17 protein-coding genes are annotated in these 14,394 nt (G+C 63.9%); 11 read left to right on the top strand and 6 right to left on the bottom strand.

All coding sequences use genetic code 11. The features are described from left to right. Window positions 1-68 precede the first annotated feature (68 nt). On the top strand, window positions 69-1,082 hold the full coding sequence (locus tag FGF80_RS07025; RefSeq protein ID WP_138653003.1) for a hypothetical protein: 1,014 nt from the start codon (window positions 69-71) through the stop codon (window positions 1,080-1,082). A 280-nt stretch (window positions 1,083-1,362) separates the two neighbouring features. Here FGF80_RS07025 and FGF80_RS07020 read toward each other — a convergent pair whose 3' ends face one another. Continuing rightward, window positions 1,363-1,716, bottom strand: a complete 354-nt coding sequence (locus FGF80_RS07020; protein ID WP_006185791.1) for a hypothetical protein — start codon at window positions 1,714-1,716, stop codon at window positions 1,363-1,365. Between the two features lie 267 nt (window positions 1,717-1,983). On the opposite strand from FGF80_RS07020, the gene rtcA reads away from it, so the two are divergent. Beyond that, complete coding sequence (rtcA, locus tag FGF80_RS07015) at window positions 1,984-3,057, top strand: RNA 3'-terminal phosphate cyclase (RefSeq protein ID WP_138653001.1); 1,074 nt, start codon at window positions 1,984-1,986, stop codon at window positions 3,055-3,057. Window positions 3,058-3,073: 16 nt separating this feature from the next. Here the strand turns inward: rtcA and FGF80_RS07010 are convergent, their stop codons facing one another. Beyond that, window positions 3,074-3,301: a hypothetical protein gene (locus FGF80_RS07010; protein WP_138652999.1), complete on the bottom strand. Its 228-nt coding sequence runs from the start codon at window positions 3,299-3,301 to the stop codon at window positions 3,074-3,076. Window positions 3,302-3,517: 216 nt separating this feature from the next. Between FGF80_RS07010 and kdgK1 the strand changes: the two genes are divergently transcribed. Together kdgK1 and FGF80_RS07000 are read left to right on the top strand one after the other, a co-directional pair. Beyond that, window positions 3,518-4,477 (top strand): bifunctional 2-dehydro-3-deoxygluconokinase/2-dehydro-3-deoxygalactonokinase, encoded by a 960-nt coding sequence (kdgK1, locus tag FGF80_RS07005; RefSeq protein ID WP_006185788.1) that lies wholly within the window; start codon window positions 3,518-3,520, stop codon window positions 4,475-4,477. A 196-nt stretch (window positions 4,478-4,673) separates the two neighbouring features. Then, window positions 4,674-5,216: a GNAT family N-acetyltransferase gene (locus FGF80_RS07000; protein WP_006185787.1), complete on the top strand. Its 543-nt coding sequence runs from the start codon at window positions 4,674-4,676 to the stop codon at window positions 5,214-5,216. A gap of 72 nt (window positions 5,217-5,288) precedes the next feature. On the opposite strand, the gene FGF80_RS06995 is transcribed toward FGF80_RS07000, so the two are convergent. Then, a complete protein-coding gene (locus FGF80_RS06995) occupies window positions 5,289-6,587 on the bottom strand; it encodes an RNB domain-containing ribonuclease (protein WP_006185786.1) in 1,299 nt (432 codons plus the stop codon). Window positions 6,588-6,728: 141 nt separating this feature from the next. Here FGF80_RS06995 and FGF80_RS06990 point away from each other — a divergent pair, with 141 nt between their 5' ends. Both FGF80_RS06990 and FGF80_RS06985 read left to right on the top strand, forming a co-directional pair. Further along, window positions 6,729-7,637 (top strand): ABC transporter ATP-binding protein, encoded by a 909-nt coding sequence (locus FGF80_RS06990; RefSeq protein ID WP_006185785.1) that lies wholly within the window; start codon window positions 6,729-6,731, stop codon window positions 7,635-7,637. Further along, window positions 7,634-8,425, top strand: coding sequence for an ABC transporter permease (locus FGF80_RS06985; protein ID WP_138652997.1), 792 nt, complete (start codon window positions 7,634-7,636; stop codon window positions 8,423-8,425). The genes FGF80_RS06990 and FGF80_RS06985 overlap by 4 nt, the downstream gene beginning before the upstream one ends. 3 nt (window positions 8,426-8,428) lie before the next feature. Here FGF80_RS06985 and FGF80_RS06980 read toward each other — a convergent pair whose 3' ends face one another. Further along, window positions 8,429-8,725, bottom strand: a complete 297-nt coding sequence (locus tag FGF80_RS06980) for a DUF7562 family protein (protein ID WP_138652995.1) — start codon at window positions 8,723-8,725, stop codon at window positions 8,429-8,431. 137 nt (window positions 8,726-8,862) lie between these two features. On the opposite strand from FGF80_RS06980, the gene FGF80_RS06975 reads away from it, so the two are divergent. Then, the gene (locus FGF80_RS06975; RefSeq protein WP_006185782.1) at window positions 8,863-9,342 is read left to right on the top strand and encodes an RNA-binding protein; all 480 of its coding nucleotides are present in this window, start codon (window positions 8,863-8,865) and stop codon (window positions 9,340-9,342) included. 176 nt (window positions 9,343-9,518) lie between these two features. Next, window positions 9,519-9,968: a CBS domain-containing protein gene (locus FGF80_RS06970; protein ID WP_138652993.1), complete on the top strand. Its 450-nt coding sequence runs from the start codon at window positions 9,519-9,521 to the stop codon at window positions 9,966-9,968. A 9-nt stretch (window positions 9,969-9,977) separates the two neighbouring features. Here the strand turns inward: FGF80_RS06970 and FGF80_RS06965 are convergent, their stop codons facing one another. After that, entirely contained in the window at window positions 9,978-10,742 is a 765-nt protein-coding gene (locus FGF80_RS06965; protein ID WP_138652991.1) for a DUF1028 domain-containing protein, read from the bottom strand. A 188-nt stretch (window positions 10,743-10,930) separates the two neighbouring features. On the opposite strand from FGF80_RS06965, the gene FGF80_RS06960 reads away from it, so the two are divergent. Then, window positions 10,931-11,293 carry a cell division protein SepF gene (locus FGF80_RS06960; RefSeq protein WP_138652989.1) on the top strand — a complete coding sequence of 121 codons (363 nt, stop codon included), beginning with the start codon at window positions 10,931-10,933 and terminating at the stop codon, window positions 11,291-11,293. A 168-nt stretch (window positions 11,294-11,461) separates the two neighbouring features. On the opposite strand, the gene FGF80_RS06955 is transcribed toward FGF80_RS06960, so the two are convergent. Further along, window positions 11,462-11,656, bottom strand: a complete 195-nt coding sequence (locus FGF80_RS06955; RefSeq protein WP_006185778.1) for a cold-shock protein — start codon at window positions 11,654-11,656, stop codon at window positions 11,462-11,464. A gap of 208 nt (window positions 11,657-11,864) precedes the next feature. Here FGF80_RS06955 and FGF80_RS06950 point away from each other — a divergent pair, with 208 nt between their 5' ends. Both FGF80_RS06950 and citZ read left to right on the top strand, forming a co-directional pair. After that, window positions 11,865-12,521 carry a helix-turn-helix domain-containing protein gene (locus FGF80_RS06950; RefSeq protein ID WP_138652987.1) on the top strand — a complete coding sequence of 219 codons (657 nt, stop codon included), beginning with the start codon at window positions 11,865-11,867 and terminating at the stop codon, window positions 12,519-12,521. 374 nt (window positions 12,522-12,895) lie between these two features. Next, on the top strand, window positions 12,896-14,044 hold the full coding sequence (gene citZ / locus FGF80_RS06945) for a citrate synthase (RefSeq protein WP_006185776.1): 1,149 nt from the start codon (window positions 12,896-12,898) through the stop codon (window positions 14,042-14,044). Window positions 14,045-14,394 lie beyond the last annotated feature (350 nt).

Raw genomic sequence — 14,394 nt, 5'->3', positions numbered from 1 at the left:
ATAATATAATGCATTGTGTTTATTACAGAGATCGATAATTAATGTCTGATCGAGGGTCCAACTCAGGTATGCAGAGCCGAAGAGCGGTCCTGAAAAAGAGCGCGATCGGCACGAGTATCGGTATCAGTGGGTTAATTGGGCCAGTTAGCGCTGAATCAGTCGACGAGGACGAAGTCAAGAAACTCGAAGAACATCCCCACGTCCAGCAGATACTGTCGGAAATTGATCAACAGTCGTTACCGAACGCAGAGTACATCGAAAAGCGACGGATCGGGGAAGACGGCGAACTGTCGATGCTGAAAGCGGAGTACGGCTTCGGTACCCTCGTCATCGCGAAATATGGCGGCGAAGTCGGTGCGATGTTCGCATTCGACGTTGATCAGCGGTCGCAACTTCCGAAGAACTATCCGTCAGTCCCCGGTGGTGCTGGCTCGCTACTCGGGAGCGACGAGGGAGTTATATTCAGACGGCCTGCGACCGGTCGAGAGGAAGAGTTGGTGCTGTCAGCCCTCGACGTTGACGGTGAGATCGCGAGCGCTCAGGTATTCACTGGGACCAATGTCGATGGATTTCATGCGAACGTCGGTATCGAAGCCGCGGAAACGAGTGACACGGGGGTCCGGAGTTTCCGCATCATGGTCGATCAGGGGTCGTTTGATTCGAAACGACAGGAACTCACTCCTGGGTTTGAATCTCGGTTTTCCGTCGAACCTGTCGACGAAGTCGAGGTTGCCGCCGTCGGCTCGACTATTAAACGGATCATCATTGATTGGGCTGAAGGGTTCCTCGCGAAGGAGCTGTCGGAACTCGTTGGTCCATGCGGACCGTCGTGTACCAGCTGTGCAGATTGGATCATCAGTTTGGCACTGGACTGCAGGACCTGTGGGCCCGTTTGTACGACTAGCACGAGCGGCGTTGGGGCGTTCGTGTGTGTCCTCTGTGTCTATGCGTTCTGTAACAACGTTCTCGATATGACGGATTGTGCTCGTTGTGCCGTCTGCCTTAAGGATGGGGAAGCCCCAGCCGACCCGAGAGAAGGTATCTGGGACGAACTTCCCTCACCGCCCTCTCTCCCCTTCTGATCGGACCGACCGATCACTTCGGCGGTCCGCGAGTTTGCTCGTCGTACGGAACGCGTGCATGTTGACTGATCTCATTGTCTCCGGGTCGTTATTCTGCCGGGGCAAGCCGGCCCGATCGATAGTAGCCATTGCGAGTCACCGCATACCCGATCGCACGATGGTTGTGCGATCGGTCTGGAACTCGTATCACCACTTTCGGATGGATAGAGCGATCCCGCGGATTGCCGTGCGTAGGCTCCGTCTGTGGTGGCGACTCCGTAAGTTCACTCGTGAGAGAACGTCACTGGCGTCGAAGCTCTATCAGCTGATATACACCAATTACGGTGAGAAAGATGCCGATGATGATGCCATTTCCTTTCACCGACAGAAGAGTCGGTTCAAACATCACTACGAACGTGATAATACCGACACCCACGACGATCCAAAACAGTCCATTGACCCAAGAGCTAGCTGACGTGAGTTCTCCGATATCGGGGTCCCAATAGACGAACAATCCACAAAGGACGAAGAAAGTACTGACCGCGATTCCGGTACTCTTGTTAGAACCGCCGGACGGACCAACGGCAAAAATACCAATACCCGCAATACCGAGGAGTATGATAGTGATACCAGTCGATCGATGGTTTTCATCCATACCTTTCACCTCTATTCCGGTATACTCTCCCCTATTTTAAAATAAATGGGTTCGAATCCATGTTTTTGATCTGTGTAGAGTACTTCGACGCTGATAATTGGAAACCCCCGTCGTTGTAACGAACCTCTTTGAAACGGCTACCACAGCCACAGGTATTTTACAGCCGGTTTACGGATACTCGGCTCGAATGAACAGTTGCCCACCGGCCCACGAGCGACACGAACCGACGTCGGCACTAGTAGGTGACTTGAGACCCAATCCCCGCACATGACGACCTCTCGCGAACTCGACGGCTCGAGCGCCGGCGGCCAGTTTCTCCGAACGGCGCTCGCGCTGTCGGTCCTGGAGAACGAGCCGGTTCGACTCGAGCACGTTCGCGGCGACCGGCCGACGCCCGGGCTTCGCCACCAGCATCTGGCTGTCCTCGAGACGATGGCCGAACTCTGTGAGGCTGACGTCGCGGGTGCCGAACTGGGTGCGGAGACGATCGCGTTCGATCCGGGTCTCGAGGCCGCTGATGGTTCCGGGCACGGCGGACTCGAGGGCGGAACGTACGCCGTCGACATCGGAACCGCCGGCAGCGCGACGCTGCTGTGCAACGCCCTCCTGCCGCTGGCGACGATCCTCGAGTCCCCGCTCTCGGTGACGGTTACCGGCGGGACGGACGTGGCGTGGTCGCCGCCGCTCGACTATTTCCGCTACGTCAAACTCCCCTTGATCCGCCGGTTCGGCGTCGAAGCCGCCTGCGAGGTCGACCGGCGCGGGTTCTATCCCGACGGCGGCGGCGAGGTCACGCTCCGACTCGTGCCCTCGCGCCTCGAGCCGATCACCCTCACCGAACGGGGGCCGCTCGAGGGGCTTCGCATCTCCTCGATCGAGTCGGAATCGCTGGCCGACCGCGATGTCGCGTCCCGGCAGGCCGAAGGCGCGCTCGAGCGACTGGACTCGGCGGCCGGTCTCGAACTGACGACGCGCTGTGAGACGACGACGGCGAGTCCCTCGCCCGGCTCCGCGCTGGTGCTCCGCATCGACCATGGGACCGGCGTCGCCGGCTTCTCCGCCCTCGGGGAGCGCGGGAAACCAGCCGAGCGCGTCGGCGAAGAGGCCGCCGACGCCGCGAACCGCTTTCTCGAGGGGGCGGCACCGGTCGATCGACACATGGCCGACCAGTTGCTCGTCTGTCTCGCGCTCGCGGGCGGACGGATGCGGATTCCCGCCGTGACCGACCACGTCGAGACGCGGTGTACGCTGCTCGAGGCGTTCGGGGTCGACGTGGGACTCGAGCGGGAGGACGGGACGGCGGTGGTGTCGGTCACGTCGTCGCTGGACGTGGGTCCGTAGTTCGTCGGTTCTGGGGTTACTGCCGTTCTCGGTTCAGCAGTCCCGCCAGGACAACCAGCAGGAAAATCACGAGGATACCGCCTCCCGTGACCGCGAGCGCGAACGTCGGGTCTGCGAGCGGAAGCGTCCCCAGATACGCCACGAGTCGGCTGCTCACTGCTATGACACAGACAAACACGATAGCGAGCCCCATGAAGAGGAGTTGGTAGTCGAACCACGTTTTGAGTCCGTCTGACGACACCATCCGTGAACGTGTTAGAGCAGCGATGGTATAGCCTTTCGGTCGGCCCGGCATCCGTCCGCGCGAGTCCTCGGAAGGGACGGGCGGTGAAACAATGCCCCCTCGTGTGGGACACGTTACTCGATAACCGCCACAACTTATACCATCGCCGACCGTCGCCTCGAGTATGGCCGACGGAGACGCTGCCGTTCACTGCCGATCGATCCGGGGGGAAGAGCCGTGAGCGAGACCGATATCGTTACGTTCGGCGAGACGATGCTCCGACTGTCGCCGCCGGGCGACGAACGACTCGAGAACGCGGACGAGTTCGAGGTCCGCGCCGCCGGGGCCGAGAGCAACGTCGCCATCGCGGCGAGTCGGCTGGGCGCATCGGCGACCTGGCTGTCGAAAGTGCCCGAGACGGCGCTCGGCCGACGGGTCGTCGGCGAACTCCGCGGCCACGGGATCGAGACCGACGTCGTCTGGAGCCACCGTGGCCGGCAAGGGACCTACTACCTCGAGCACGCGGGCAAACCCCGCGGCACGAACGTGATCTACGACCGGAAGAACACCGCCGTCTCGACGGCGGAGGCCCGCGAGTTCGATCTCGATCGAATCCGGGACGCGCAGGTCTTCTTTACGACCGGGATCACGCCCGCGCTTTCCTCGACGCTGCGAGACACGACGCTCAACCTGCTCAAAGCGGCTCGGAAAGGCGGGACGACGACCGCCTTCGATTTCAACTATCGGCGCAAGCTCTGGTCACCCGACGAGGCCAAGGAGACGCTGACGCGGCTGTTCCCGGGGATCGATGTCCTCATCATCGCCGCCCGCGACGCGCGAACGGTCCTCGGGTTCGAGGGCGACCCGCGACAGTTGGCACACAAACTCGGCTCGCAGTACGATTTCACGACCGTCGTCGTCACCCGCGGCTCCGAGGGGGCGGTCGGCTGGCACGACAGCGTCGTCCACGACCACGACGCCTACGACACCGAGACCGTCGATCCGATCGGCACCGGCGACGCCTTCGCCGGCGCGTTCATCGCGCGTCGTCTCAACGGCGACGACGTGCCGACCGCCCTCGAGTACGCCGCGGCGACCGCGTCGCTCAAGCGGACGATCCCCGGCGATGTCGCGCTCGTCACCGCCGAGGAGGTCGAGACCGTCGTCAAAAATCAGGGCGAGGACATTTCGCGGTAGGTCGCTCGGGCCGTGCGACGGCGACGACAGCGTCCCCGGACGCGGTCTCGGTGGTCCCGTACGGCCCGCCGGTCGGTGGAGCCGCTCGAGGCCACGTGGAACACGTCTGTCGGGCTCGAATTCATCGCGCAGCGACCGTAACGGATCGCGTGGGGTCGGGCCCCGCTTTTTACCGACCGCCGTGCTACCCCCGGACGTGAGTCGAGACGTCCGCCCGGCGACGGTCGACGACGTCTGGGCCGTCCATCGGGTCGCACGCCAGAGTTGGCACGCCGCCTACGACGACGTCATCGGTCCCGAAACGGTCGCTGATGTCGTCGACGAGTGGTACGCGATCGGCGATCTCGAGTCGTCGATCGCGACGGCGACGGACCGCGACGACGCCGCGTTTCTCGTCGCGACGGACCCGCCGGCCGCCAGCCCCGCGTTCGAGCCCGACTACTACGGGTTCGCACACGCCGTCCCCTGGCCGGAGGATGTGTCGGTCGCGTTTCTCGCTCGTCTCTACATCCGGCCGGCCAACTGGGGCGAGGGGATCGGAACCGCGTTGCTCGAGGCCCTCGAGCGGGCGTTCGCCGCGGAGTTCGACCGCCTCCGGGTAGCCGTCCTCGCGGCCAACGATATCGGCATCTCGTTCTACGAATCTCGGGGGTTCGAACGCGTCGCGACCCGAAAGTCCGATCTGGCGGCGGGGCTCGAGGAACACGTCTACGAGAAATCGGTGTCGGTTGATGAGTAGCCCGCTCGAGCGGGGCCTCTCAATCGGAAGGTGGCAGTCAGCCACCGTACCGCCTGCCTGCCAGCGCCGCGCTCACAACGTTTTCTCGGCTTCGCTCTCGTCGACGACTTCGATCCCGCGGTTGTTGACCGCCATCGGATCGAGGCCGACCTCCTGCAGGAAGTCCTTGTACTCGCGCTCACATTGCTCGGCGTCTTTCTGCTTGTCGCTGGCGCGATCGCAGAGTTCGATCAGGTTCTCGGGAACGTCGTTCTGGTAGACGATCCAGTGGTTGATCAGGTCGCTGAGCCGGCGGATGGGGCTCGTGAAGTGGCCGTAGATCTCGAAGTTCAGCGCGTGGTGGCCGCCGAAGGGGTCGTTCATGTACCGCGCTCGGGGCATGACCTTCATCACCGCCCACTGGATCTTGTCCAGTTGGCGGCCCGGCGCTTCCTCGAGCGTCGCGTTGACGGCCTTTCGGGGGTCGTCCCAGGTACTGCCGGGGATCGAAACCCCGTCGAGGTCCTGAATCTCGCGCAGCGCCTCGGACCATTCGTCGGGGCTGGGCTGGGGGTGGACGCGATACATGGCCTCGACGCCGCGGTTCCACATGAGTTCGTGCGTGACGGCCTTGTTGGCCTTTAGCATGCACTCCTCGATGATGGTGTGGGCTCGGTCGCGGCTCGGGTTCAGGACGAGCGACCCGTCCTCCTTGCGCTGTTCGTGCATCTGCTCGGCGAGATCGTAGACCAGTTTGTTCTCCTCGTGGAGCGGCGCGTCCGGGTCTTCGAGACGGCTTTCGGCCTCCGCGTAGGTGAGCCGTTCGTCGGACTGGATGACGGACTTGTAGATCTCGATGTTCTCGTAGCTCAAATGCTCCTTGTCGAGGTGCATCTCGACGGTGTGGGCGAGTCGGTCCTCGTTGGCGACCAGCGAACAGACCGTCTCGGCGAGCACCGGCGGCAGCATGTGGACCGTGTACCCGGGGAGATAGACCGTGTTGCCCCGTTCGACGGCTTCGTCCCACATCGCCGTGTCCGGGTTGACGTAGTGGGTCACGTCGGCGATGTGGACCCAGAGGACGTACTCGTCGTCGCGTTCCTCGATCGAAAGCGCGTCGTCGAAGTCCTGGGCGTCGATCGGGTCCGTCGTCCACGTCGTCAGATCGCGCAGGTCCTTCCGCTCGTCGATCTCGTCGCTTATTTCGGCCGTCACACCCTCCGTTCGGGCTTCGGCCTCCTCTAGAACCTCGGGCGGGAACTCGTCGCGGAGTTCGAACTTCTCGAACAGTTCCTCGCGCTTGTTCTCGAGATGGCGCGCGAGATCCTCCGAGACCTCGACGGGACCCTGGCCTTCCACCGTTCCGGCGTCGGCCTGTGCGTCGTCACTCATGACGAGGGCTACGCGCGTAAGAGTGAAAGTCGTGTCGGGATGCGAATCCGCCCGCCCACACGCGTCCGACCCGCCGAGACCGCGGCTCGATGCGTCTTCGACCGGAATATATATTTTATATCCAACATACTGTTGGAGTAAATGTCTGCGATAGCCCTCCAAAACGTTACCAAGCGCTTCGGCGACGTTCACGCCCTCCGCGGTATCGATATGACCGTCGAGTCCGGCGAAGTGTTCGGCTTCCTGGGGCCGAACGGTGCCGGCAAGTCGACAACGATCGACATCCTGCTCCACTACACGCATCCCTCGAGCGGCTCGGTCGACGTGCTCGGTCACGATGTCACCGAAGCCCCGGTCGCCGTCCGGGAACGCGTCGGTATCCTGCCCGAGGGCTTCGCACCGTTCGAGACGATGACCGGTCGCCAGCACCTCGCGTACGCGATCGAGGCGGCCGACGCCGACGACGAGCCGGGGGCCCTGCTCGAGCGGGTCGGTCTCGCCGACGCCGCAGACCGGTCCGCCGCGGCGTACTCGACGGGGATGACACAGCGCCTCGCGCTCGCGATGGCATTGGTCGGGTCGCCCGACGTGTTGATCTTGGACGAACCGTCGACCGGACTCGACCCCCACGGCGTCCGACGCATGCGCGAAATCGTCCGCACGGAACGCGACCGCGGCACTACCGTCTTCTTCTCGAGTCATATCCTGGCACAGGTCGAGGCGGTCGCCGACCGCGTCGCCATCCTCCGCGCGGGCGACCTCGTCGCCGTCGACACGATCGACGGGCTCCGCGAGACGGCCGACGCCGGCTCGGAGCTGATCGTCGACCTGACTGGCGAGCCGGCCGCCGTCGCGCCCGCCGTCGCGTCCCTCGATGGAGTATCGACGGTCGACGAACGCGACGACACCCTCGTCGTCGGCTGTACCGCCGACGCGAAACTCCGGGTGCTCGACGAGATCCGGGCCGCCGGAGCGACGATCCGCGACTTTTCGACCGGTGAGACGTCGCTCGAGGAGCTGTTCGTCTCCTACACGGAGGGGGCGACATGAACTGGCTGCTGATCGCTCGGAAGGAACTCGGCGACGCGATCCGAAACCGGCAGTTGTACGCGCTCGCCGCGACCTTCGCGCTGATCTTTGCCGTCCTCGCCGAACTCCACGTCAGGCAGGTCGACCGAGGATACGCCGGTTCCAGCAACCTCATCGACTACTTTGCGCTTCCCAGCGTGCTCCTCGTGCCGGTGGCCGGGCTGCTGCTCGCCTCGAGCGCGATCGTCAGGCGGCGTTCGAACGGCCAGCTGACGCTTTTGCTCGGGCTGCCACACGACCGACGCGATATCGTCCTCGGGACGTACGTCGGCCGATACGCGATCTTGGTCGTGTCCCTGCTCGCGGGCGTCTTCGCCGGCCTCGCCGTCGTCTTCGTCACCGGACACACGATCCCGACGACCGCCGTTCTCGGCTATCTCCTCGCCAGCGCCGGTCTGGGGCTCGCGTACCTCGCCATCGCGATCGGCATCTCGGCGACGGTTCGCACCCAGACGTGGGCGACGTTCGCCGTCTTCGGCGCGTTGCTTCTCCTCCTGTTCGTTTGGCGGTTCGTGCCCGACGGGCTTGCCTATGCCGCGGCCGGCTTCGAAGAACCAGTGACCCAACCGTGGTGGACGTCCTACGTCGGCGCGCTCTCTCCAAGTCTCGCCTACGAACGGCTGCTGGTGCCCGTGCTCGAGTCGGACGCCGATCGCTCCATGGTCTGGTTCAGCGCCGCCGTCCTATTGGGGTGGGCAGTGCTCGCTCCCCTCATCGGCTACCGGCGGTTCGTCGCGACCGACCTCTAGCGATTACCGCTCCCGCTCCTCGAGCGTGCCGTACCGTTCCTCGACCGTCGCGAGATAGCGCGTCAGAAAGGCGGCCCGGTCTCGTTCGCCGGCCTCAAGGTCGACCAGTAGCGCCTCGAGTTCGTCGCGAGGGTGATGACAGAGGTCACCGTGACAGGACTTACAGAGGTGTTCGAAGGTTTTGCCGTCGCGATCCCAGCGGTCACCGTGCTTGTCGTACTCACGGGCCTCGTCGCGGGGCCGCTCGGTCCCACAGGCGAGACAGGTGACCGTCTCCGTCCGGGTCTTGGAGGGCCACATGCGTGAGCCGACGGCATGCGGGTACTTATCGATTATCACACGCTCACCCTGTACTGGCCGCCAGGGGTCCCGATTCGCGGCCGGCGACCGGTCCCCGGAACGCGCCTTTTAACTCCGGACCGCGCGTTGCTCCGGACATGCAAGTCAAGTCCCGACATCACCTCCGTAGCGATGCGGTGTCCGATCTCGAGGACGTTCTCGAGGAGCAACTCGGCGTCTCGCCCGAGGGCGACGCCTACGAGCGCGTCGAGTTCGAGGACACCGACTGGGAGGTCGTCCTCATCGACGGCGAGCCACAGGTCGCAGAGTTCGGCGACGATCTCTTTCTGACGGTCCGCGGGGCGAACGCCTACGAACCCGAGAAACGGCTTGTTACCGTCGACGCGGGAGCCGTTTCGTTCGTCAGCGACGGGGCCGACGTGATGCGGCCGGGGATCACCGAGGCGACTGCGGACATCTCGCCGGACGATCTGGTCGTCATCGCCGAGGAGTCCCACGGAAAGGTGCTCGCCGTCGGCCGCGCCCGCGTCGACGGCGCGGAGATGGCCGGGAATGAGGGGAAGGTCGTCGACTCGCTACACCACGTCGGCGACGAACTCTACGAGTTCACCGGGTAGGCCGTGCCGCGGCAGCGAGCGGAACGAATGCCAAAAACTGGTCGTTGACTGCAGCTACGTGCCTTGAATGTCGGAGTAACCACTGTTCCACCTCTTGTCACTGCTAGGAATACTAGCACCTAAGAGACGTTTGTCCACTAGGCCTATGTAGTGGTTCGTGGTACCACGAGACCGTGATGATCGAGACGACAGTCGAATCGGTCGACCTCCGTTCGCCGCCGCCGATCGCCCCTGAAACGCCCGTGACCGAGGCAGCCCGCACCCTCCGTCGGCCACCGGTGTCCGCGCTCCCCGTCCTCGAGGACGAGTCGGTCGTCGGCATCGTCACCGAATCGGATATCGTCGCACTGGTCGCGGAAACGGCCGAACGCCCGGCGACTCGAGTGATCATGTCGTCGCCGGTGACGACGGTTTCGCCGACTGCGACGATCGCCGACGCCGCCGAAACGATGCGCACGAACGGCGTCAAACACCTCCCCGTTGTCAGCGACGGCGTCTACCGCGGCCTGCTTTCGGTTCACACCTTGGCTCCGTACCTGCCGCGTCACCGCCTCACAATCGAGTGGCAGGACGAGCCGATGCGCTTGGGCGCAACTGAGGGGCAGACACTCACTGTGGTCGACTGAGTCGGGGTGTCACTCCGAGACTTCGTCGAGCGACCCCGCGGTAAACGCACCCTCGTACCGTTCGAGGGTGTCCCTGTAGCCCCGTTCCGCGAGGTCGTAGGTCTCCCGGAGAGCCGCGATCGGCGTCTCGGTCGCGTCGAGTCGCAGATCGTTGTACGGCGGCTCGACGGCGTGTGACTCCGTCGTCTCGACGACCACCGCCGCGCTCTGGACCGACAGTTCCTCGCGTTTGTCCCCGCCCTCGAGGTCGCCGGCCGCCAACGCGTCGATCAGCCGCTTCGCGAGCGGGTCGGTCTCGACATCCGCCGTGACGGCGCGCGGACCGGTCGCGCGGTCCGTCGCGTCGTGGACCGCGTTGGCCGCGTAGGCCTCGGCGGTCGCCTCGAGAACGGCGTCGCCGGTCAGCATGTTCCCCGCGACGGTGAAGTGGTCGCCCTCGCGGTGGCCGTACTCGTCGACGCACTCGCGCCCGGAAAAGGCGAATGTCGTCTCGCCGTCGACGCCGTGGAGTTGGCGCTGTGGCGCGCTGTCGTCGGCGTTGAGCAGGGCCTGAAGGGCGTCGTCGACGGCCAATCCGTCGTCGATGTACTCGATGCCGCGCGCGCCGAGATCGACGTTGACGAGAATTTGGGTGGCGACGGCACCGCTGTCGCTGACGAACGGACACAGCGTCCCCACGCCGGGCAACCGCGTCGTGACCGCGACGCCGAAGCGGCGGTGGCGGTCACCGCGCTCGGTCTCGTACTCCTCGCGGACGCAGATGCTGAACGTCATAATTTGCGCGTGGCGTCTGCGGCTGAAAAAGCTATGGACGACCAGTATCGTCTCGGACGACGGGACGCTTTCGGTCGGCTCCTCGCCGCCACGGAGACGTGGGCGATCCGTCGCCCGCACGGACAGTCCCGCCGCCGGGACCGTGTCTGACGTAAGAACTATACTGACGGCGGCGGTGGATACCGCCAATGGGACTCATGAGCAAAATTCTCGGCGGCAGCCAGTCTCGGTCCGTCGAGGACTACTCGGAACTGAACCTCGAGGACATCTCGACGGGCTCCGCCGAGGCGGCGATGCAGGTACACATCGCGGAGGTCGGCAGTCAGGCCGATGCGATCGATATCAAAGACGCCGTCTACGATGGCGACATCGTCATCGCGGACATCACGCGCTTGCGGACCGAGGATAGTACCGTCGAACACATCGTCGACGAACTCCGACAGGTCGCCGAGGAAGTCGACGGCGACATTGTCCGGAAGGGCGAGGATCAGATGATCATTACGCCCACGGGCGTCCATATCAGCCGCGAAAAGCTGGGCCAAAAGCTCTAACCGCGGTCCTCGACTGGCGTTTCTCACGACCGTTCTCTCTTCGGTGTCGCGTTCGCCGCTTTGGGACTGGTCTCGGCGAGCCGAGCGGTGACGCCGCTCGTGGATGACTGCGTCGCATAAAATCAACAGGTACTGTCTCGTCACCGGGGGCGACGCGTTCTTCTGAATTTACGTGCGCGTGACGTTCGTCGCGCGCGGCCCCTTGGGGGCCTGTTCGATATCGAATTCGATGTCTGTGCCTTCTTCGAGATCCGGACCGCCAACATCTTCCATGTGGAAGAATACGTCGTCGTCCGCGTCGTCCGTCTCAATGAAACCGTAGCCGCCTGTGTCGTTGAAGAAATCAACGCTTCCTTTCGCCATTACAAACAAACGTAGGATCGATCGGGGAATAAGACTTCCGAGGGTCACGGTATCACGACCGTCGACCCGGTCCCCGATCGCTGTGACGGGTCGGTCGGCTGCGGCACCGAAGCGAGCGATGCTCGCCGGCCGTCCGCGGGTGTGTGGAATTTTCACCCGGCGGGAATTCCCGTCTCCAGTTATGCCGCATGCGGCCGTCCAAACCAGTATGTCGGGCTTTCGTGCAACGGTCGTCGTCGACGAACCGGCGGACTGTCCGGTGGCCGATGTCTCCGCCTCCCTCGAGGACCCGGTCGAATCGGTTTCCCGGTCGTCGCAGACGACGACCGAGGGAACGGTCGTCGAGGAGTTCGGCGTCGACGCGGACGCCTCGCTCGAGGGGGAGTACGACGTCGAACTGACACCGGTCCAGTCCAACGACCGAGAAGCGATCTATCGGTTCGAGCGCGACAGCGCCGCCGACTGTGCCTGTGAGGTCATCGAGGGAACGGGAACGCCGGTCTCGTCGGTTCGCGCCCAGAACGGGGCGTTGCTCCTCTCCTTTCGGACCCTCGAGTTGGCCGAGATCGCCGATATCGTCGACCAACTGCGCGCGTATTTCGACGGCGTCGTCGTCGAGGAACTCACGCAGGACCACGAGGACGTTTCCGCCGACCCGGTCGTCGTCGACCGCGAGAAACTCACGACCAGACAGCGGGAGATCATCGAAACGGCCCACGAGATGGGCTACTTCGACTATCCGAAGGGCGCGAACGCGACGGACGTCGCCGAAGAACTCGGCGTCGCGCGGTCGACGTTCACCGAGCACCTGGCAGCGGCCCAGACGAAGCTAATGGACGCCATTCTCGAGGCAGAGGGGTGTTGACGGTGACCGACCGCGCCGTTCCAGTGCTCCGGTGACGGCTCCGTTTCTGCGTGGGGCATGCCAGAGCCGTCGGACGAACGCCGACGAGTCTGCGGGGCGGGCGCGCCGTGACTCGGCTCCGTCTCGGATCTTTCGGCCGTGGCGGGGTCCGCGGCGGCCGTCTCCGACCGATCCGGATGCGGCTCCGTTCCCCTATCCTAACGAAAAACAATTATAGTCGTTCGGCCGGTCATCGACTGACTGTCTGTTCGTTCGATCACGAAACGAGCGTTCGTCCGTAGTCGTAAAACCGGCAAACCCGATCATCACCGGTATCGATCGCCGGCACCGGGCAAACGATAATGCTTTTCCATTGGCGTCCGAAATTCCTGACTATGTCTGACGACCTCAAGAAAGGGCTCGAGGGTGTGTTGGTTGCCGAATCGGAGCTCAGTTCGATCGACGGCGATGCCGGTCGGCTGATCTACCGCGGCTACACGATCGAGGACCTCGCTCGCGGCGCGAGCTACGAGGAAGTCCTCTATCTGCTCTGGAACGGTCACCTCCCGACCGAGGACGAACTCGAGCCGTTTACCGACGCGCTCATGGACGAACGCGAGGTCGACGCCGACGTCCTCGCGACGATGGAGAAACTCGCCGACGCCGACGAACAGCCGATGGCCGCGCTCCGGACCGCAGTCTCGATGTTCTCGGCCTACGAACCCGAAGACGACGCCGATCCCGAGGACCTCGAGGCGACGCTCCGGAAGGGGCGTCGAATCACGGCCAAGATTCCGACCGCGCTCGCGGCCTTCGAGCGCTACCGCCTCGGCGAGGACCCCGTCGATCCTCACCCCGATCTGGGTCTCGCCGCGAACTTCCTCTATATGCTGACCGGCGAGGAGCCCGACGAGATCGCCGCCGAAACCTTCGATCAGGCGCTGATCCTCCACGCCGACCACGGGCTGAACGCCTCGACGTTTACCTCGATGGTCATCGGCTCGACGATGGCCGACATCTACAGTGCCGTCACCGGCGGCATCAGCGCCCTTTCGGGACCGCTTCACGGCGGCGCGAATCAGGACGTCATGGAGGTCTTGATCGAGATCGACGAGAGCGACCTCGACCACCGCGCGTGGGTCGAGCAGGCGACCGAAGAGGGCCGTCGTATCCCCGGGTTCGGCCACCGTGTCTACAACGTCAAGGACCCTCGCGCGAAAATCCTCCAGGAACGCAGCAAGGAACTCGCCGAAAACGGCGAGGACAAGTGGTACAACTACACCACCACCATCGAACAGTACCTCTCCGAGGAGAAGGGCCTCACCGAGAAGGGGATCGCCCCGAACGTCGACTTCTACTCCGGCTCCGTCTACTATCAACTCGGCATCCCGATCGACATGTACACGCCCATCTTCGCCATGAGCCGCGCCGGCGGCTGGATCGCCCACGTCCTCGAGTACCAGGACAGCAACCGTCTCATTCGTCCGCGCGCCCGCTACACCGGTCCACAGGACCAGGAGTTCGTTCCCCTCGAGGAGCGATAAACCTGCCCCCGGTTTCTTCGCTGCCCTTTCCGTACCGACACGTCAGTCTCACCGCTGCGATCGGTCCCATCGCCTCCCGTCGACGACGCCGAACGCGACCGGGCCGTTCCGGGGCCGTGTAAGAGGGTGCGTTTCGGGGCCGATTTCTCGATCCGACCCCTCGAATGACGCCCGTCTGTCCCGCGTCTGACGACGACATCTTCCCGACGCCTGCTTGCGGTTTCACTTCCGCTCCGGGTGCATGAGTTTTATATGGTCACGGTGCGCTTCTCTATTCGCACGTCACACGCCGTGCATTCCCTGTATTCCCTGTCGTGTCATCCAGGTCGATGGCACATCCCTGTGCGGAT

This window comes from Natrinema pallidum, from assembly GCF_005890195.1.
Lineage (GTDB): Archaea > Halobacteriota > Halobacteria > Halobacteriales > Natrialbaceae > Natrinema > Natrinema pallidum.
The sequence above is the reverse complement of the archived record's forward strand: the minus strand, read 5'-3'. Positions and strand labels throughout refer to the sequence as shown.